This is a genomic window from Pseudomonas sp. L13 (assembly GCF_009935965.1).
In the GTDB taxonomy this organism is placed as follows: Bacteria; Pseudomonadota; Gammaproteobacteria; order Pseudomonadales; family Pseudomonadaceae; genus Aquipseudomonas; species Aquipseudomonas lactis.
In genome coordinates this window covers 1-18,245 of sequence record NZ_QODJ01000052.1, presented here as the reverse complement: position 1 = coordinate 18,245, position 18,245 = coordinate 1, and the positions used below count along the sequence as shown (strand labels likewise).

Below are 18,245 nucleotides of genomic sequence, written 5' to 3'. Positions count from 1 at the left end.
TCCAGTCGATTAAAAAGTCAGGCCCAGCGGCGGAAGATCAGCGAGGTGTTGACGCCGCCGAAGGCAAAGTTGTTGTTCATCACGTAGTCGTTGTGCATCTGGCGAAAGCCACCTTGCAGGTAGTCCAGCTCGCCGCATTGCGGGTCGACCGCGTCCAGGTTGAAGGTGTGCACGTATTGGTCGCGGTTCATCATCTCGATGCTGAACCACGATTCCAGCGCGCCGCAGGCACCCAGGGTGTGGCCGAGGAAACTCTTCTGCGAACTGATCGGCATACGGCTGCCAAACAGGCTGCTGGTGGCCAGGGTTTCGGCGATGTCGCCCTGGTCGGTGGCCGTGCCGTGGCCGTTCACGTAGCCAATGGCCGACGGTTCAAGACCTGCGTCTTCCAGGGCCAGCTCCATGGCGCGGCGCATGGTTTTCTGTTCCGGGCGGGTGGTGTGCTGGCCGTCGGCGTTGCTGCCAAAGCCAACCAGTTCAGCGTGAATATGCGCGCCCCGCGCCAACGCGTGCTCCAGTTCTTCCAGCACCAACATGCCGCCACCTTCACCGATCACCAGGCCATCGCGGCCGCTGTCGTAGGGGCGCGGGCTGGTTTGCGGCGCATCGTTTTTCAGGCTGGTGGCGTACAGCGCATCAAACACCATGGCTTCGGTGGGGCACAGTTCTTCTGCGCCGCCTGCGAGCATCAACGGCAGGCGCCCGAACTTGATCGCCTCATAGGCGTAGCCAATGCCCTGGCTGCCGCTGGTGCAGGCGCTGGAGGTGGGAATCAGCCGGCCGGTGAGGCCAAAGAAAATGCTGATATTCGCCGCCGTGGTGTGGGGCATCATGCGCACATAGGAGTTGGCATTGAGCCCCTCGGCCACCGAATTGAGCAGCATATTGCCGAACGCCTTGATCTCATCGGTGCTGCCGGTGGACGAGCCACAGGCCACGCCCATGCGCCCGTCCTTGATCGACTCGTCACCGAGCAAGCCGGCGTCTTGCAACGCCTGCTCCGCCGCCCAAACGGCCAGGCGCGAGACGCGGCCCATGCTGCGTAGTTGCTTGCGCGTCCAGTGCGCGGGCACGACGAAATCATCGATAGGGCCGGCCAGGCGTGTGTTCAATTCAGTGAAACGATCCCACTCGTCCATGCGCCGGATGCCGCTGCGGTTGGCGCGAAAGTTCGCGGCGATGGTGTCCCAGTCGCTGCCCAGGGAGGTCACGCCGGCCATGCCGGTGACGACAACGCGCTTCATCAGCACAGGCCCCCGTTCACGGCCAGCACCTGGCGCGTGATATAGCCGGCTTCGGCGGACATCAGGAAATTCACTGCGCCAGCGACTTCTTCCGGCGTGCCCATGCGCTGGGCCGGGATCATTTTCATCAGTTCTTCTACCGGCACGTTTTCATCCAGCATCGCGGTGTCGATCAGGCCCGGCGCCACGCAGTTGACGGTGATCTTGCGCTTGCCCAGCTCGATGGCCAGCGCCTTGGCTGCGCCGATCAAGCCGGCTTTGGACGCGCTGTAGTTGACCTGGCCGCGGTTGCCGATCAGCCCGGACACCGAGGTGATGCACACAATGCGCCCGGCGGCGCGGCGGCGAATCATCGGCATCATCACCGGGTGCAGCACGTTGTAGAAACCATCCAGGTTGGTGCGCATCACCACATCCCAATCGTCTTCCGAGAGGGCAGGAAAGGCGCCGTCGCGGGTCAGGCCGGCATTGAGCACCACGCCGTAATAAGCGCCATGCTGCTCCACATCGGCCTCAAGGATCTCTTTGCATGCAGCGCGATCCGCCACGTCGAATTGCAGCACGCGTGCCTTGCGCCCCAAGGCTTGGACCTCGAGTTGTACCGCGTCGGCTTCGGCACGGCCGCTGCGGCAATGCAGCACGATGTCATGGCCGGCCTGGGCCAGGCGCAGCGCAATGGCGCGGCCGATGCCACGGCTGGAGCCGGTGACCAGTACGGATTCAGTCATGGCGTTTCGTCCTTCGATTCAGCTAAATAGTTGGCCGCCTGGGGCGGTCGAAATACGTTCAAGCGCGCGCTGGCCTGGATGCCGTCGCCGGTGAGGTGGCATTCGAACACACCCATGCCGTTGTCGTCTTCCAGGGAGCGCAGGCCGTGGATATGCAGCTCGGCGCCGGCCGCAAAGTGCTCCACGTTGCACTCGAACTTACGCGTGCCCAACAGGAAACCCAGCTCCACGGCCTTGCCTTGCTGGCGTGCATGGCAACCGGCATAGGCGGCGACGCTTTGCGCCATCAGCTCGATGCCGACCCAAGCCGGCAGGCTGCCGTCAGCACGGTTGAACAGACCGCCGGGCTTGACGGTGACGCGGGTGTGAATCTGCTCTTCATCGAACGACAGCACCTGGTCGATCAGGATCATGTCGCCCGCATGGGGCAGCAGTTCGGCAAGTGGCCAATCGATCATGGGGCCTCTGCGATTATCAGGCTGACATTGTTACCGCCGAAGGCAAACGAGTTGCTCATCAGGCAGGGCTTTTTCAGGGTGTCGCCGCTGCGCACCCATTGCAGCGCGGGCAGCGCCGGGTCGGGCTGGCCGTCCCATACGTGGGGGGGCAGCAGGCGATGGGTCAGGCTCAGCCAGCAGAACGCGGCTTCCAGGGCCCCGGCAGCGCCGAGGGTGTGGCCGGTCATGGGCTTGGTCGATGAGCAGGCGACGCCGCCGGGAAACAGGCTGGCGACCGCCAGGCTTTCCATGGCGTCGTTGTGTTGTGTCGCGGTGCCGTGCAGGTTCAGGTAACCGATCTGCTCGGGTGAAAGTTTTGCACTGGCCAGGGCCTTGCGCATGGCCAGCAACGCGCCCTTGCCGCTGGGCTCGGGTGCGGAGATATGGTGCGCGTCGCAACTGGCGCCGCTGCCCAGCAAGGCGATGGGCGCCGGCTCGCGGCTCATCAGGAACAGCACCGCCGCTTCACCGATATTGATGCCGTTGCGGTTCACCGAGAACGGATTGCAGCGCTCGGCAGACACGGCTTCCAGCGCGGTAAACCCGTTCAGCGTCAGCTTGCACAGGCTGTCCACGCCGCCGCAGATCACCGCGTCGCACACCCCCAGGTCCAACAAGCGCTGAGCACTCATCAATGCACGGGCGCTGGAGGTGCAGGCGGTGGAAATCACATAGGCCGGGCCGCTCACGTTCAACCAGTCGGCGAGGAAGTTGGCCGGGGCGCTAAGTTCCTGTTGCTGGTAGTCGTAGTCAGCGGGGAACTGCGTGTTTTGCAGGTAATGGGCAATGCCACGGCTGGCTTCGTCGATACCCGAGGTGCTGGTGCCGAGCACAATGCCGACCCGACCAGGGCCGTAGGTTTGAATCGCCTGACGGATCTGATCTTCAATCTGCAACGCCGCTTCCAGCAGCAACTGGTTATTGCGACTGCTTTGCTCGGCCAGCTCCGCAGGCAGGCTCGCCAGTTCACCCTGTACGGCGGCCACCGGCACTGCGCGCTCCGGCACCCAGCCGCTTTCGGCGCGCATGCCGGAGCAGTCGCCGGCAAACAGGTTGCGGCTGACTTGCGCCTGGCCACGGCCCAGGGCGCAGATTATGCCAAGGGCATTGAGGTAGGCGGTCATCGGCTCACACCCAGCGGGGTGATGCGGTAACTCAACGGCGGGTCGGCCATGTTCACGCTGAACACCTCAGAAGACTGATAGACGATCTGCCAGTGGCCCGGCAGTGTGCGTGTGAGGTCCATCGCCTGGGCCGTGGGATACAACGCCGGTACGTCACCGGGCGCGGTGAGGGCAAACAGCAGCGCGGCAAATAGCGTGCGCGCCTGGGGGTTGGGCGGCAGCAAACCGTCTGCCTGCCACTGCCCATCGAGCAGTTTTTGCCGGGCCAGGGGAATACCCAGCGGGTCCATCATCGACCAGCGGAGCGCGCGGCCTTCGCGCTGGATCACCAGCAGCCAGTCCTGGCTCTGGCCGTCCGCCAGGCGCTGCACATGCAGTTGCATCGGCAAGGCCAGGGCCGGGATTTTTTCCGGCAGCGGCGCCTGGCTGGCGCAGGCGCCGAGCAGCAACAGGCAACTTATCAACAGCAGGCGCATCATGGGGCCGCATTCTCCACAGGTTTACGCGCTACGCAGTTGACCAGGGTTTCCTCGCGCTGGCCCACCGGCGGAGCCTTGCGCAGGCCCCAGCGTTCCAGCAGGCCGAAATCACTGGAACGGCTCCACCACAAGTAGGGGTACGAAACGTTCTGTGCACCGAACTCAAAGCCCTGCTCGCGCAGCATCTCCAAGTACTCTTCGGCGCTCTTTTGCACATGCATCGGGTGGCGGAACAACCAGCGAATCACCCAGGTGTCGATATAGGCTTCGGTGGATTCGGCAAACAGCAAATAGCCGCCCGGCTTGAGCACCCGATAGAACTCCTTGAGTGCGCGATGTTGCTCCACCAGATGATGGAAGGTCTGGTGGCAGAACAGGATATCGACACTGGCATCCGGCACGTTGAGGGTCGCGCAGTCGCTGCCGATCAGCTCGACGTCCAGCCCCAGGCGCGCAGCTTCTTCGCGGCTCAGTGCCAGGCTGTGAGGGTCGGCATCCAGGCCGATCAGGCGCGAAGGCGCGAACACCTGATGCAACAGCTGGAAGGATTTTCCCTGGCCGCAACCGGCATCCAGCAACACTGGCGCTACCGGCAGCGGCTCGCTGAACAGGCTGCGCAGGTCATTGATCGCCACGCGCAACACGTGATGCTGCCAGGTGTGGCTGCGCAGGAACCAGAAGCCGAATTTGGTTTCTTCGACGTAGTGTTGACTCAGGTAGTTTTTTTCAACGCCAGGGCTGCTCATACCGGCTCACTCGCGCAAATTTCAGACAGCATCCGCAAGCGCCGCTTGGGCTCGCTGACAAATGGGTTGCGTTCATCCCAGGCGTAACCGGCCAGGATCGAGCTGATCATGCGGCGAATCTCCGGTGAGCTGCCAGGATGGAAAATCACGTCCTGGAACGTGCCCGCATACCAGCCTTCGACGTAGCAACGGAAGGTATCGACACCGCGCTTGAGCGGTTCGGCAAACTCGGTTTGCCAGTCCACCGTTTCGCCGCTCAATTGGCGGTGCAGCACACCCGCAGCCATGCTCGCTGAACGCATGGCAATGGTCACGCCGGAAGAGAACACCGGATCGAGGAATTCCGCCGCATTGCCCAGCAGCGCAAAGCCTGGGCCGTGCAGGGTTTTGACATTGGCCGCGTAGCCGCCAATCGTGCGCGCCGGGGTGTCCCAGACGGCATTTTGCAGCACGCCGGACAGGCTTGGGGTTTGCTCGATAAAGCCACGCAGGCAGGCGTCGAGGTCGCTGCCCGCGGCCTCGAAATGCTCCTTGGCCGCCACCACGCCCACCGAACAACGGCCATTACTGAACGGGATGGTCCAGAACCAGATGTCGCGCTTGGTGGGGTGAGTGGTCACCAGGATTTTGCTGCGGTCAAAGCCTGGGTGTTCGATACGGTCTTCGACGTGGGTAAACACAGCCTGGCGCAGCGGGAAGTTCGACGGTGCTTCCAGGTCCAGCAGGCGTGGCAACACACGGCCATAGCCGCTGGCATCGAGCACGAACCTGGCCTTGAGGTGGTACTCGCTGCCATTCTGGCGGCGCACATGCAAATACCGGCTCTCGGCAGAAAAGTCCACGCCGACAATGGTTTGGCCATAGCGGATTTCCACGCCTTGCAGCGCCGCCTGGTCGGCCAGCAATTTGTCGAACTCGCCGCGTTGCACCTGGAAGGTGGTGGGCTTGCCGTTGCTGAAGGTGTCGCTGAAATCAAAGGCACTGTAGCGCTCGCCCCAGGCGAAGGCCGCGCCGGTTTTGACCTGGAAGCCTGCCGCTTGCACAGCGTCGAGCATGCCGGCTTCTTCGATAAAGTCGATGCAATGCGACAGCAGGCTTTCGCCAATCGAGAAGCGCGGGAAATGCTCGCGCTCGATGATCAATACATCATGCCCTTTGCGCTTTAACAGCGCGGCCGCGATGGCACCGGAAGGCCCGGCACCGATCACCACCACCTGGCGACGTTCCATTTCAACTGTGGGCACGAGGGCTCCTTGCCGCATGGGCGCTAATCACATTCATAAGGCGTGTTTCTGCTGGCCGGCCCAGGGCGCCAGCATAAAGCTGAACGCCAGGCCCAGGCTGACCGACAAGCCGAAATTGCTCACGGCCGGTGTACTGGAGACCGCCAGCAGGCCGAACGACAACCAGGTCGTCAGCGCCGCCAGCAGTGTTCCCAACAGGCTGACGGCGGGGCCGCCGATCTGCTCGCGCATCAAAATCGCATAGTCAACGCTGATGGCCGTGACCAGCAACAGGCCAAACAGGCTGAACAACGTCAGCGGCTGGCCCAGCCAACCGAGGCTGGCCAGGCTGCACAGCGCTGCCAGCAGCGGCAGGGCGACGATACGCAGGGCGCCGCCGAAGCCGAAGGGCGCAATCAGTAACAGCACGATCAGCACGCAAGACAGCAACTTCAATTCGGCGGCGCTGATTTGCGTGTCGGCGAATACCCGGTTCAAGTCACCCAGGCGATCCACCAACTGCACGCCGGGCAAGTCCAGCGCCTGTACCCGCAGCAGCGCCGGGTTGTTCAAGCCTTGCAGGCTGACCATGGCCGCCACGCCGCCGTCCACCGGGCCGAGCCACAGCGTGCGCCAGGGCTCGGCCAGCGGGCCTTGCAATGCGGCGTCGATGTCTGCGGTAGGCAGCGCCTGCAACTGCGCCACTTCGGCTTGCAGGGCACTGAGGGGCACGCCGAGGTCCAGTAGCGGTTGCCAGTGTGGCGCCAGGTTGTTCAGCGCCTCGCGCAGCTGTTGTTGCTCGTCGGGAAGGCTGACCAGTTGACTGAGCGCCCGGTAGCCCTGGAGCTTGTCCATCTGCACCAACTGGTCCAAGCGTTTGCCCAGGGCGGCCTGGCGTTCCAGCAACTGTTGCTGATTGTCCGCTCGCACCAGGAAAAACTGGCTGGTGGGCTGGAACCCGGTGATGCGCGCCACGGCCTGGGCTTCGTGCAGCAACTGCGGCGGCGCCCCGATCCATTGGTGGATATCGTTTTTAGTGTTCAGCTGCCAAAGGCCCGCCGCGCAAAACAGCAGCACCCACACCAGCAGTACCGAACTGGGCACGCGTTTGAGCAGGGCCGTACGCATTTCCCATAGGCTTTGGGCGACACGCAACGGCCATTGCGCCGGGCGCAGTTCCACGCCCTTGAGCAGCGCGGGCAACAGGCACACGGCGCACAAATAGGCACCTACAAGGCCGGCGGCGGAGAACACCGCAATTTGGGTCAGCGCCGGGAACGGCGTCCAGGCCAGCGCCAGGTAACCGATAGCGCTGGTGGCCAGGCTCAGGCTCAGCCCTGGCAGGGTCAGGCGCAATGCCGGCCAACTGCGCCACGGTTGCAGGCTCCAGCTTTTGGACAGGTAATGCAGCGGGTAATCCACCGCCACGCCGATCAGGCTGGAACCCAGCACCAGGGTCATCACATGCATGTGCCCAAACAGCGCCACACACGCCACCGCGCCAAACAGCATGCCCACCAGCACCGGCACGAACGCCAGCAACACCCGCCAGCGCCGGAACGCCAGCAGCAGTAACAACAGAATGCCCAGGGTGGCGCCGCCGCCGACCCAGGTCATTTCCCGCGTGGCCTGCTGTTGCCCGTTGGCCGCATACAGCAAACCGCTGGCGGCGAGCAGTTGCGCGCCGTGTGCGCCGGCTTGCTCGCGGCTGGCTTTTAGCAAGTCCGCCACTTGCAGCGGCAGCTTCATGTCGAAGGCGTTGCCGGTGGTACGCGCCCGTAGCAGCACCCAGCTCTTGCCGTCGGCATCGGCGATCAAGGCGCCGCTGCCGATGTCCATTTGCACCGCGCCATGTTGCGGCTGGCTGTTCTGGATGCGTCCGGTCAGGCCGAGCCAGTCGTCCTGGCTGGGCACCAGGCTGAAGCCGGTGAAGGGATCGAACAGCGATTGCACACGTTGCTGGATGAACGCGTCCGGCTGTTGGATCAGTTGCTCGCGGTCTTTGGTTGAGAGCATCGACAAGCGCCCACGCAGCAGTTGTTCGCGCAATGCGGGCAAGTCGGCTTGCAGGTTCCACTGCACCTTTTCAAACAGGCCGCTGGCCTGCCAGCGCTCACCCAGTTGCTGGGCCACGGCCACCGCTTGCTGGCGGTCGGCATGCCCCACCAGCACCAGCATTTCGCGGTTGAGCGGCTCTTGCATGCGCTGTTCGGCTTGCAGCTCCAAGGCGTCCGGCGTGCTGCCAGGCACCAGCTCCATCAGGTTGGCCGACAACGGCGCGCCATCGCGCCACTGCCAGCCTACCAGGGCCAGTACAGCCACCAGCAGGGTCAGGAACAGGCGCGGCAGCAGGCGCTCACTGGGCAAAGTCGTGTTGCTCCGCATCGCTCAGGGGCTGGTCGGCGGTGCTGTCCTGCATGCGCAGCAGCGTGCTGTCGCCTTGGGTTTCCAGCAGTTCAATGCTGTGCACCAGCGCGCCGCCGTCGATAGTGATCTGGGTGAACACTTGTTTGAGCAGCAGCGACCGCGGGGTCAGCGTGAGCTTCCACTGTTGGGCCTCGCCTTGCAGTTGCAGCTCGAAGTCGCGCTGCAGGCCACTGCTGTCGCCCTGCAGTACCGCCAGGAACAAACGATTCTGTTCGGCGCCGGCACTCTTGTTTGGCAGCAACTGCCAGCCATTGGCATCGCGACGCGCAATGCCTTGGGGAGTGATGCGGTAGTCCTGTTGCAGCGGGGTTTTCAACAGCCACAGCAGGCCGTGCTCCTTGGCGAGCACGAAGGTGCCTTTGCTCACCAGCGGCTGGGGCAGGGCGCGCAGGTGTTTTTCCTGGGTGAAGTGGCCGTGGATCACGGCGGGTTTGGCAAGCTGATCGCTCAACTGCTGCAGGTCGAAGGCGTGGGCACTGAAGCTCAACAACAACGCCGCCACTGTAGGAGCGAGCTTGCTCGCGAAAAACCTGAGGGCGCCACGGGGTGTCAGGTGCCCCGCGTTATCGTTGGCGATCTTCGCGAGCAAGCTCGCTCCTACAGGGGGGCTCATTTCAGGGCTCTCTCTACGGCGTCGGTGAAGACTTTGGGCGAGGCCAGTTGCATCTCGCGGCTGGCGATGTCCACCGCTACTTGCACGGTGCTGGCGCGGGTCAAGCGCTCGCCGCTGGCCAGGTCGGTGATCAGATAGTTCACCTTCAAACGGTTCTCCCATTCCACCAGGCTGGCGCGCACGTTGACCGTCTGGCCGAAGGTCGCGCCGCGCACATAGCGCAGCTGCATGTCGATCACCGGCCACGCGTAGCCGGCTTCGAGCATCGCCGTGTAGTTATGGCCGATCTTGTCCAGCAACGCGCAGCGCGCCACTTCCAGGTACTTCACGTAATGCCCGTGCCACACCACGTTCATGGTGTCGATGTCGAAAAACGGCACGAGGATTTCAGTGTCGCTGTGCAACACGCCGGGGCTACGCATGCAGCCTCCAGTGTTGCGCGGCGATGCGTTGCAGGCACAGGCGCAGTTCGCCTTCCAGGGCGCGGTCTTCGATGACCGGCGCAAAGTCCTGGGCCAGTTCTGCATGCATCGCGGCCAGCGCCGGTGGCAGTGGCCGGGCATCCTCGGCCTGGGCGCGCAGCCACACGCCTTGGTTGGCGGCGAGCAGGGTCGCGGCGGCGACCTGTTCGGTCAGCTCCAGCACGCGGATCGCATCGCGGGCGGCGATGGTGCCCATGCTCACCTTGTCCTGGTTGTGGCACTCGGTGGAGCGCGAGAACACGCTGGCCGGCATGGTGTTTTTCAGTGCTTCGGCGGTCCAGGCGCTGGTGCCGATCTGCACGGCCTTGAAGCCATGGTTGATCATTGCGCGGTCAGCCGGGGCGCCCGACAGGTTGCTCGGCAGGCCATGGTTGTAGCGCACGTCCACCAGCAGTGCGAGCTGGCGGTCGAGCAGGTCGGCCACGTTGGCGACCAGGGTCTTGAGGCTGTCCATGGCGAAGGCGATATGCCCGCCGTAGAAGTGCCCGCCATGCAGCACACGTTCTTCTTCGGCATCGATGATCGGGTTGTCGTTGGCGCTGTTGAGTTCGATCTCGATGAACGAGCGCAGCCAGTTCAGGCTGTCCGCCAATACGCCGAGCACATGGGGCGCGCAGCGCAGCGAATAGCGGTCTTGCAGGCGATGCAGCGGTGCGGTGGGCGTGTCGATGGCCAGGTCCTTGCGCAACCACGCGGCCACTTGCATCTGACCAGGGTGCGGCTTGGCGGCGAACAGGCGTTCGTCGAAGTGTTCCGGGTTGCCTTGCAGCGCCACCACGTTGAGCGCGGTGATGCGCGTGGCCAGTTGCAACAGGTAGTCGGCGCGGGCAAAGGCCAGGCAGGCCAGGCCCGTCATCACGGCGGTGCCGTTCATCAGTGCCAGGGCTTCCTTGGGCCGCAATACCAGCGGCTCCCAGCCCAGCTCGCGGTGTACGTCGGCCGCCGGGCGGCGTTCGCCACGGAACAGCACTTCACGTTCGCCGGACAAGGTCGCAGCCACATAGGACAGCGGTGTCAGATCACCGCTGGCGCCCACCGAGCCTTCTTCCGGGATCAGTGGCAGCACATCGTTTTCGAGGAAGGCGTGCAGGCGTTCCAGCAGCTCCACGCGAACGCCCGACACGCCATGGCACAGCGACTGCAAACGCGCCGCCAGTACGGCGCGGGTAGCCTGGGCGTCGAGCAATTTGCCCAGGCCGCAACCGTGAAAGGTGTACAGGTGACGCGGCAACGCTTCGACGTGCTCCAGCGGCACCGCCACCACGCAGGAGTCGCCGTAGCCGGTGGTCACGCCGTAGATCACGCCTTCCTTGTCCAGCAGCGAGTCGAGGAACTGCGCGCCCTTGGCGATGCGCTGGCGGTACGCGGCATCGTCCTGCAGGCGAGTGGGCACCTGGCGGTTGGCCAGGGCCAGCACGTCTTCGATGCGCAGGGGGCGTTCACCAAAGGTGATGGGCTCAAGAGGCGTGGTCATCGGTCTTCCAGAAAGGGTAAAAGTTGAACCATTGTTGGGGCGCTTGCAGGCAGAACTGGCCCAGGCGTGCGGCGTAGCGGGTGGTCCATTCGGCAATGACTTGCTCACGGGTGCTGCGCTTCCATTCGATCAAATTGGCAAAGGGCTCGATAGTCAGGCGATAGCGACCCTGGTGCTTGAGGCACATCAGCAGATTGACCGGGCACTTGAGCAAGCCCGCCAGCAGCCATGGGCCTTGGGGAAATGCCGCCGTATGGCCGAGGAAGTCCACGCGCACCGTGCGCCCGCCGTGCAGCGGGATGCGGTCGCCGGCAATCGCCAGCCACTCGCCGTCGTCCAGGCGCTGGCTGAGCAGCAGCATGGTGGCCGGGTCCAGTTCGCTGACCTGGATCAGGCGCAAATGGGTCGCGCCAGCCTCGCCCAGCAGGCGGTTGAAACGCTCGGCGTGCTTGGTGTGCACCAGTACATTCATGGTGACCTGTTCACCGATCTCCGCCAGGGCGCGGCACACTTCCAGGTTGCCCAGGTGCGCGCCCACCAGCATCTGCCCGCGCTCGCCACGCAGTTGGCTGCGCAACTGCGCCGGGTCGTTGATCTCGATTTGCTCCAGGCGCAGCTTGCCGTTCCACACGTCCAGCTTATCCAGCAGCGAGTCGGCGAAGGCCATGAACTGGGCGAAGACGGTGCGGTGGCTCGGCAGCAAGTCATCGCGCCCGCTCCACTGCGCCAGGCGCTGCTGGTATTGCCAGGCGCTGTGGCGTGCGATGCGGCCGAACAGGAAGAAGTAAAACACGATGCTGTAGAGCAACGGGCTCAACAGGCGGCGGCCGAGGATTTTTGCCGCGAGCGCGGTGAATTTCATCAGCCAGAAGCTGCCGCGTTCTTCGCGGTCGGCCCAATGCTTGGTGCTGTCGTTCATGCTTGCCACCGTCGCCACAGGATCATCGGCGCGCGCACCAGCATGCCGAAGAACAACCGCGTGTGCATGGCGCTGATGCGCAGGTTGTCGCGCCACAAGCGAAAGTGCGACAGGCCGTCGGCGGGGTAGTGCACCTGGGTGGGCAGCCAGCGCATGGGCTGGTTGCGCCAGGCCAGGCGCACCAGGATGTCCGAGTCGAAATCCATGCGCGTGCCGATGTAGGCCGAGTCCATCAGCGCCAGGGTTGGTGCCAGTGGGTACACGCGAAAGCCGCACATCGAGTCGCGAATCTCAAGCGACAGGGTGTTGATCCACACCCACACGTGGGTCAGGTAACGTGCGTACAGGCGACCCTTGGGCACGCTGTCGTCGTATTCGGGGTAGCCGCAGATGACGGCGTTGGGGTGCTGGCGTGAGGTGTGGATAAAGGTCTCGACTTCACGCAGGTCGTGCTGGCCGTCGGCGTCCACTTGCAGGGCGTGGGTGTAGCCCAGGCGTGCCGCTTCGCGGAAACCGGCCATCACGGCGCCGCCCTTGCCTTGGTTGCTGGGCAGGGTCAGCAGGGTGACGTTGTCCAGCGTCGCCAACTGCGCCAGCACGGCTGCGCAGGCCGGGCTGCTGCCGTCGTCGACCAGCAGGCACGGCAAGCCGCTGCCCAGCAGGCTACGGACCACGGCGGGTACGGCAGTTTCGTGGTTGTACACCGGAATCAGGGCGCAGGGGTTATGCATTCGCAGTCACCAACTGTATGCGACCGCTGGAACAGGCGGCAACGCCGTTGCGGTAGGTGAAATAAAGCTTGCTGCGTTCCCGGTCAAAGCGCAGGTGCAGTTCAATCTGATCGCCCGGGCGCACCAGTTGCTGGAACTTGAGCACTTCCATGCCGGCGAAGGTGCTCGGCAAATCGAGCAGTTGCTGGCCCAGGTTGAATGCCCATTCCACCTGCACCACGCCCGGCAGCACGGGCGTTACCGGGAAGTGTCCGCTGAAATAGGCCAGGTCCGGCGGAACGCTCAGTTGCACGGTCCATTCGCCATCGGCTTCGACCTGCTCCAGCACTTCGGGGGCTTTTGGCCGGGGAGCCAGCAGAAGTGCTTCGATGTCGGCCTGGGGCAGCTTGCCCTGGCTGTTGAGCGGCAATTGGCGCAGCAACCGCCAGCGACGCGGCAGGGCCAGGGCTTCGCAATGTTGGCCCAGGTGCTGGCGCAGGGTTTGGGTGAGCGTGCGCCGGCCCTGGTTGCGCAGGGCATGCAGGCCATCGCTGCTGAGCACCACCAGTGCGCCAAGGGAGGCGCGGTTTTCCTGCACTACACCCAAGCGGGTTTCGGTGACCCAGGGATGGGTCATCAATGCCTGTTCGAGCATCGGCAGGGAGATGCGTTTTTCTTCCAGCTTGACGATACGGTCCAGGCGGCCCAGCAATTCGAAGCGGCCATCGGCATGGATGCGTGCGGCGTCGGCGGTTTGTTCGATATGACCTGCGGGCAGGTATGGCGAGGCGATGCGCAGTGCTCCGTCGGCATCCTGGCTCAGTTGCACATCGGCAAACGGCTGCCAGGGTTGCGCGCCCTGGCGCCAGGCGATGCCGCCGGTTTCCGAGCTGCCGAGGATTTCTGTGGGCCATTGCTGCAAGCGGTCGTAGAGGCTGCCGGCTGCATCAACCGGCAACGCGCCACCGGAGGAAAACACCCGTGCCACCTGGCTCAGTGCAGGCCAGTCGAGGTTGTCGCCCATGCGCTTGAGCAGCGCAGGGCTGGCCACCCAGGCAAATTGTGGGTGCTCACGGCTGGCGCGCTGCATGTCTTCGGGGAACGCCAGTTGCTTGCGCACAAAGATGCGGCCGGCGCACAGCGGCCACAACACGCGAAACAGCAAGCCGTAGATGTGCTGGGTAGCGACGCTGCCGATGATGCAGGCGCCTTTGAGGTCCGCGCCCCACAGCGCTTCCAGCGCCTGCACCTCATTGGCCAGTTGGCGCAGGGACTTGTCGATGCGCTTGGGCTCGCCGCTGGAGCCGGAGGTGCACAGGCTCAGTTGGCAGCTGTCCAGGTCGAGGGCGGCGGCGCTCAAGGGCGCTTGATACAACGCGTCCAGGTCGCTGGCGTCGATCAGCCAGGCATCCACGGCAGCGGCCCAGCGTTGGCGGGTCTGGGGTTGCAGGTCGGCGGGCAGCAGCACGCTCGCACCGGCCCGCCAGGCGCCCAGCAGCGCAATCGCCAGCAGCCCGGCGTCTTCCAGGTGCACGGCCAGGCGCCGGATACCCCGGGCCTGCAGGCCTGCGGCGAGGCTCAAGGAGCGTTCGCACAGTTGCGCGTGATTCATGAGGGGCTCGGTAGTCACCCCACGATCTTGCAGTGGCTCAAGCAGCAAGTGCTCAAGTTTCAACCCTTTCATACGCGGCCTCGAACCCTTTGTCGTACCAGCCATTCCACGGCAAACAACAAGCCCATCAACCCGTAGGCGATCAGGCCGTTGTACAACGTCCACCAGCTCAGCGGCGCCCACAGGGTGAGCGCGGCGGCGAGCAGGCCATTACAGAGAAAAAACACACTCCACACCAGGGTGACCCGGCGGGTATACACCACCGCGTGTGGCGGCAGGTGCGGGTCGGTCATGCGCGCCAGGCGCTCGACCATCGGCGGTCCGTATTTCAGGCTCAGGCCAAACAACGCCAGCATGAACCCGCTGACCAGGCTCGGGTACCAGCGCAGCCACTGCGGGTTATCGAACCAGGCCAGCGCCAGGCAAAACACGATTACCACTACCGCCATCCATCGGCTGCCCGGGCGCTGCGCAGCGGTGAGCGCGCGCAACAGCCACAGGCTGCCCAGCAATAAGCCAAACTGCCAGGGTGCAAAGTGCTCGGTGCCGTAATACACCGCGAAGGGGTACAGCAGCCCCGCCAATAGCAGGCCAAGGCCGATCAGCCGGCTCATGCGGCGGGCTGGACCAGACGGTACACCGCCTCTACCACGTCGTTCACGGTGCGCACTGCCTTGAACTCTTCGGCGGCAATTTTCTTGCCGGTCTGGCGCTTGATGTGGTCGATCAGGTCCACGGCGTCGATGCTGTCGATTTCCAGGTCCTGGTACAGGTTGGCGTCCAAGGTGACGCGTTCCGGGGGCAGTTCAAACAGTTCCACCAAGGCGTCGCGCAGGGTGTTGAAGATATCGTCACGAGTTTGCATGGTACGGTCTCAAGCTGCCTGTCGGGCCGTGACGAATGCCGCAAGGCTGGCCACGTTGGTGAAGTGATTGCGGGTGTCCTTGGCGTCGGCATCGATTTTGATGCCGTAGGTTTTCTGAATCGCCAGGCCCAATTCCAGCGCATCGACCGAATCCAGGCCCAGGCCTTCGCCAAACAGCGTCTGCTCGCTGCCAATCTCGTCGACGCTGATGTCTTCCAGGCCCAGGGCCTCGATGATCAGCGTCTTTATGTCGTGCTCAAGGCGGTGTTGGTCGCTCATCTTCGGCGAGCTCCTTAATGAAATAGTGATGCAGGTGATCGTTGAGCTTGCGTGAAGCCTGGGGCGCGGGCCCGACTGTGGCAAACGCTTGTGGCTCTATATCGGCGCCCACGCGCAAACTGAAGTGAAATCGACGGTGGGGGATGCGATACCAGGGTTCGGCCTTGGTCAGGGTGGTGGGGCTGACCTTGATCACCACTGGCGTGATGATTGTCGCACCACGTAGCGCAATGGCCGCTCCGCCGCGATGAAAGGCCGGCGCCGCGCCGGGCGTGGTGCGGGTGCCTTCGGGAAAGATGATCAGCGTCTGGCCGGCGCGCAGGGCATCGGCTGCGGCATCGAGCATGTTGGCGCTGCCGTCGTTGCTGATATAGCCGGCATCGCGTACAGGGCTGCGGGTGAACGGGTTCTGGAACAGGCTCTGCTTGACCACGCAGTTGGTCTGGCGCATCAGGCCGATCAGGAACACCACGTCGATCAGCGACGGGTGGTTGGCGACGATCATCTGGCCAGGGCGGCCGAGCTTTTCGGCACCCTCGACGCTGTACGTGAGAATGCCCAGGCCCTTCATCAAGCGAATAAAAAACCAGAACAGACAACTGATGGTGTGGCGTGCGCGTCGTTGATGCTGGCTGGCATCGCCCGGCAGGCAACTGAGCAGCGGAAACACCAGCAAACGCAGGCACAGCCCGCCGATGCCAAACAGGCAAAAGCTGAGGGCCGTGGCGAACAGGCGCCAGTAATAGGCCTGCCGCGGCTTGTGGGTCAGGGCTTGCGTCGCCAGTTCCATACTCGGTTCTTCCAGGCATGTTGGCAGGCGCCCTGATCGGTCAGCAGGGTGCGCAGCAGGTTCAGGGCGTGGGGCCACTGGGTTTGAGTGAGTTGGACAGTGCCGGTGGTGAGTTCCAGTTGCCACTCGTCGCCCGGCGTCAGCAACAGGCCGAGGGCATAAGGGAAGGGCACATCTGTAATCCAGCTGGCATACGTTTGGGGCGGCTGTTCTTCGGTGATCACCAGCAACACGGCGGGGGCGCCTTCGTTGAGCAACGCGGCGGCTTCGAGCAGGCCGTGTTCGAGGCCATCGCCGGCGGCGGCGAGGGCGGTCATCTCGCTGGTTTCATTGCGCAGGATCGACCACAGGCCAATCACCGCGTTATGCACCGACAGGCTGAACTGAGTGGGCGACAGCGGCTGCTCGTTGGCCAGGTCGCTGAGGATGTCCAGGGTGCGCGGGGTTTCGCCATGGCGGGAAATGAACACCAGCGGCAGGTCTTCCAAGCCCTCGGCCAGCGGCCAGCCAACGCTGAACGCCATGCGTGCCAGCCGGCTCAAGCGGCGGCGCTGCATAGCTGGCAAAAATGACACATCGGGGGACGCTTCGCTGACAGGCAGCAACACCGGGTCCCGGCACCAGGCGTGCCAGTCGTCCGCGCTCTCTAGGCCAGGAGCCCAGGCACGCCATTGGGCGATGTTGAAGTTGATCACTGAGAAGTTATCCCGCCCCTGCGGGCTTCCATGTGCGGCCAATGGCCCCGGATTCCGGGACAGAGAGCAATGGCCGAATGGCGCGCATTATCCCGGTGCCGTGGGCTTCTAGCAAATATTGGTAAAAATTTGTTCACTATTGATCACAAATCAAGAGGCAGGGTTTACCGATTGTCGGTGATCAGGAGCCGAGTCGGGTTGACGGACCTTTCTTATTCATTTGTGAGCCTTATGCGGGGGATGTGTACTTATGCAGCCGCGCATGGATGAACGAGGTAGCTAATGGGCGCTTTTGCGCTCTACACTCGGGCATTCATTGATACACGGAGGTTTTTCCATGCGGCGCGTGGTGTTCAATCAAAAAGGCGGTGTGGGCAAGTCCAGCATCGCCTGCAACCTGGCGGCGGTCAGCGCCAGCGAAGGTTATCGAACCCTGTTGGTGGACCTCGATGCACAGGCCAACTCCACCCAGTACCTCACCGGGCTGACGGGTGACGACATCCCTATGGGGATCGCGGATTTTTTCAAGCAAACCCTGTCTACGGGGCCGTTTTCGAAGAAAAACAGGGTAGATATCTACGAAACCCCCTTCGACAACCTGCACGTGATCACCGCCACCCCGGAATTGGCCGACCTGCAGCCCAAGCTTGAAGCCAAGCACAAGATCAACAAGCTGCGAAAGCTGTTGGATGAATTGAGCGAAGATTACGACCGAATCTACCTGGATACGCCGCCAGCGCTGAATTTTTATGCGGTTTCGGCGCTGATTGCGGCTGATCGTGTGCTGATCCCCTTCGATTGCGACAGTTTCTCGCGCCAGGCGCTGTATGGCCTGCTGGCCGAGATCGAAGAATTGAAGGACGACCATAACGAAGGCCTGGAGGTGGAAGGCATCGTGGTCAACCAGTTCCAGGCCCGAGCGAGCCTGCCGCAGCAGATTCTCGATGAGTTGATTGCCGAAGGGCTGCCGGTATTGCCGGTGTACCTGGCCAGCTCTGTGCGTATGCGTGAGTCGCACCAGGAGAGCAAGCCGCTGATTCATCTGGACCCACGGCATAAGCTGACGCAGCAGTTCGTAGACCTGCACAACCTGCTGGAAAACGCCTGACCCAACAGGCAGCACAGAACACTGTGGGAGCCGGGCTTGCCGGTTACGGCCTGACAGCCGACGCTGATCGAGCTGAGGCACCGCGATCCAAATGTGGGAGCTGGCTTGCCTGCGAAGACGGCCTGACAGTCAACACAGTTGGATTGTGTACACATCCATTCCTGCGGTAACGGCCACTTAGGGTTCCGCTCTGACAGCGGCTCACTTTTGAAAAGCGCAAAAGTAAGCAA

20 protein-coding genes are annotated in these 18,245 nt (G+C 63.5%); 1 reads left to right on the top strand and 19 read right to left on the bottom strand.

Annotated features, from left to right (window positions below; genetic code table 11):
• Positions 1–17: 17 nt before the first annotated feature.
• The 19 genes from DK871_RS22050 to DK871_RS21960 are packed head-to-tail and all read right to left on the bottom strand — an operon-like array spanning position 18 to position 16,907.
• Positions 18–1,244 carry a beta-ketoacyl-ACP synthase gene (locus DK871_RS22050; RefSeq protein WP_003187928.1) on the bottom strand — a complete coding sequence of 409 codons (1,227 nt, stop codon included), beginning with the start codon at positions 1,242–1,244 and terminating at the stop codon, positions 18–20.
• Entirely contained in the window at positions 1,244–1,972 is a 729-nt protein-coding gene (gene fabG, locus DK871_RS22045) for a 3-oxoacyl-ACP reductase FabG (protein WP_032893932.1), read from the bottom strand. The genes DK871_RS22050 and fabG overlap by 1 nt, the downstream gene beginning before the upstream one ends.
• Entirely contained in the window at positions 1,969–2,430 is a 462-nt protein-coding gene (locus DK871_RS22040; protein ID WP_044270738.1) for a hotdog family protein, read from the bottom strand. The genes fabG and DK871_RS22040 overlap by 4 nt, the downstream gene beginning before the upstream one ends.
• Positions 2,427–3,593, bottom strand: coding sequence for a beta-ketoacyl-[acyl-carrier-protein] synthase family protein (locus DK871_RS22035; RefSeq protein ID WP_161906625.1), 1,167 nt, complete (start codon positions 3,591–3,593; stop codon positions 2,427–2,429). The genes DK871_RS22040 and DK871_RS22035 overlap by 4 nt, the downstream gene beginning before the upstream one ends.
• The gene (locus tag DK871_RS22030; protein ID WP_161906624.1) at positions 3,590–4,072 is read right to left on the bottom strand and encodes a hypothetical protein; all 483 of its coding nucleotides are present in this window, start codon (positions 4,070–4,072) and stop codon (positions 3,590–3,592) included. The genes DK871_RS22035 and DK871_RS22030 overlap by 4 nt, the downstream gene beginning before the upstream one ends.
• Positions 4,069–4,818, bottom strand: a complete 750-nt coding sequence (locus tag DK871_RS22025; protein WP_161906623.1) for a class I SAM-dependent methyltransferase — start codon at positions 4,816–4,818, stop codon at positions 4,069–4,071. Before DK871_RS22025 ends, DK871_RS22030 begins: the two co-directional genes overlap by 4 nt.
• Complete coding sequence (locus DK871_RS22020) at positions 4,815–6,062, bottom strand: NAD(P)/FAD-dependent oxidoreductase (protein WP_161906622.1); 1,248 nt, start codon at positions 6,060–6,062, stop codon at positions 4,815–4,817. Before DK871_RS22020 ends, DK871_RS22025 begins: the two co-directional genes overlap by 4 nt.
• A gap of 33 nt (positions 6,063–6,095) precedes the next feature.
• Entirely contained in the window at positions 6,096–8,426 is a 2,331-nt protein-coding gene (locus DK871_RS22015) for an MMPL family transporter (RefSeq protein ID WP_161906621.1), read from the bottom strand.
• Positions 8,398–9,081 carry an outer membrane lipoprotein carrier protein LolA gene (locus DK871_RS22010; protein ID WP_161906620.1) on the bottom strand — a complete coding sequence of 228 codons (684 nt, stop codon included), beginning with the start codon at positions 9,079–9,081 and terminating at the stop codon, positions 8,398–8,400. Before DK871_RS22010 ends, DK871_RS22015 begins: the two co-directional genes overlap by 29 nt.
• Positions 9,078–9,503 (bottom strand): thioesterase family protein, encoded by a 426-nt coding sequence (locus DK871_RS22005; RefSeq protein ID WP_161906619.1) that lies wholly within the window; start codon positions 9,501–9,503, stop codon positions 9,078–9,080. The genes DK871_RS22010 and DK871_RS22005 overlap by 4 nt, the downstream gene beginning before the upstream one ends.
• Positions 9,496–11,037, bottom strand: coding sequence for a histidine ammonia-lyase (hutH, locus tag DK871_RS22000; protein WP_161906618.1), 1,542 nt, complete (start codon positions 11,035–11,037; stop codon positions 9,496–9,498). Before hutH ends, DK871_RS22005 begins: the two co-directional genes overlap by 8 nt.
• Positions 11,021–11,956, bottom strand: coding sequence for a glycosyl transferase (locus DK871_RS21995; protein WP_161906617.1), 936 nt, complete (start codon positions 11,954–11,956; stop codon positions 11,021–11,023). Before DK871_RS21995 ends, hutH begins: the two co-directional genes overlap by 17 nt.
• On the bottom strand, positions 11,953–12,687 hold the full coding sequence (locus DK871_RS21990) for a glycosyltransferase family 2 protein (RefSeq protein WP_161906616.1): 735 nt from the start codon (positions 12,685–12,687) through the stop codon (positions 11,953–11,955). The genes DK871_RS21995 and DK871_RS21990 overlap by 4 nt, the downstream gene beginning before the upstream one ends.
• Positions 12,680–14,350 (bottom strand): acyl-CoA synthetase family protein, encoded by a 1,671-nt coding sequence (locus DK871_RS21985; protein ID WP_161906615.1) that lies wholly within the window; start codon positions 14,348–14,350, stop codon positions 12,680–12,682. Before DK871_RS21985 ends, DK871_RS21990 begins: the two co-directional genes overlap by 8 nt.
• Positions 14,347–14,892: a membrane protein gene (locus tag DK871_RS21980; protein ID WP_003187947.1), complete on the bottom strand. Its 546-nt coding sequence runs from the start codon at positions 14,890–14,892 to the stop codon at positions 14,347–14,349. Before DK871_RS21980 ends, DK871_RS21985 begins: the two co-directional genes overlap by 4 nt.
• Positions 14,889–15,143, bottom strand: coding sequence for an acyl carrier protein (locus DK871_RS21975; RefSeq protein ID WP_003187949.1), 255 nt, complete (start codon positions 15,141–15,143; stop codon positions 14,889–14,891). The genes DK871_RS21980 and DK871_RS21975 overlap by 4 nt, the downstream gene beginning before the upstream one ends.
• Before the next feature lie 9 nt (positions 15,144–15,152).
• Positions 15,153–15,422, bottom strand: coding sequence for a phosphopantetheine-binding protein (locus DK871_RS21970; protein WP_161906614.1), 270 nt, complete (start codon positions 15,420–15,422; stop codon positions 15,153–15,155).
• Positions 15,400–16,212 carry a 1-acyl-sn-glycerol-3-phosphate acyltransferase gene (locus DK871_RS21965; protein ID WP_161906613.1) on the bottom strand — a complete coding sequence of 271 codons (813 nt, stop codon included), beginning with the start codon at positions 16,210–16,212 and terminating at the stop codon, positions 15,400–15,402. The genes DK871_RS21970 and DK871_RS21965 overlap by 23 nt, the downstream gene beginning before the upstream one ends.
• Positions 16,188–16,907 (bottom strand): beta-ketoacyl synthase chain length factor, encoded by a 720-nt coding sequence (locus DK871_RS21960; RefSeq protein ID WP_161906612.1) that lies wholly within the window; start codon positions 16,905–16,907, stop codon positions 16,188–16,190. Before DK871_RS21960 ends, DK871_RS21965 begins: the two co-directional genes overlap by 25 nt.
• A 337-nt stretch (positions 16,908–17,244) precedes the next feature.
• On the opposite strand from DK871_RS21960, the gene DK871_RS21955 reads away from it, so the two are divergent.
• Positions 17,245–18,015, top strand: a complete 771-nt coding sequence (locus DK871_RS21955) for a ParA family protein (RefSeq protein WP_034125599.1) — start codon at positions 17,245–17,247, stop codon at positions 18,013–18,015.
• The last annotated feature ends 230 nt before the right edge of the window (positions 18,016–18,245 follow it).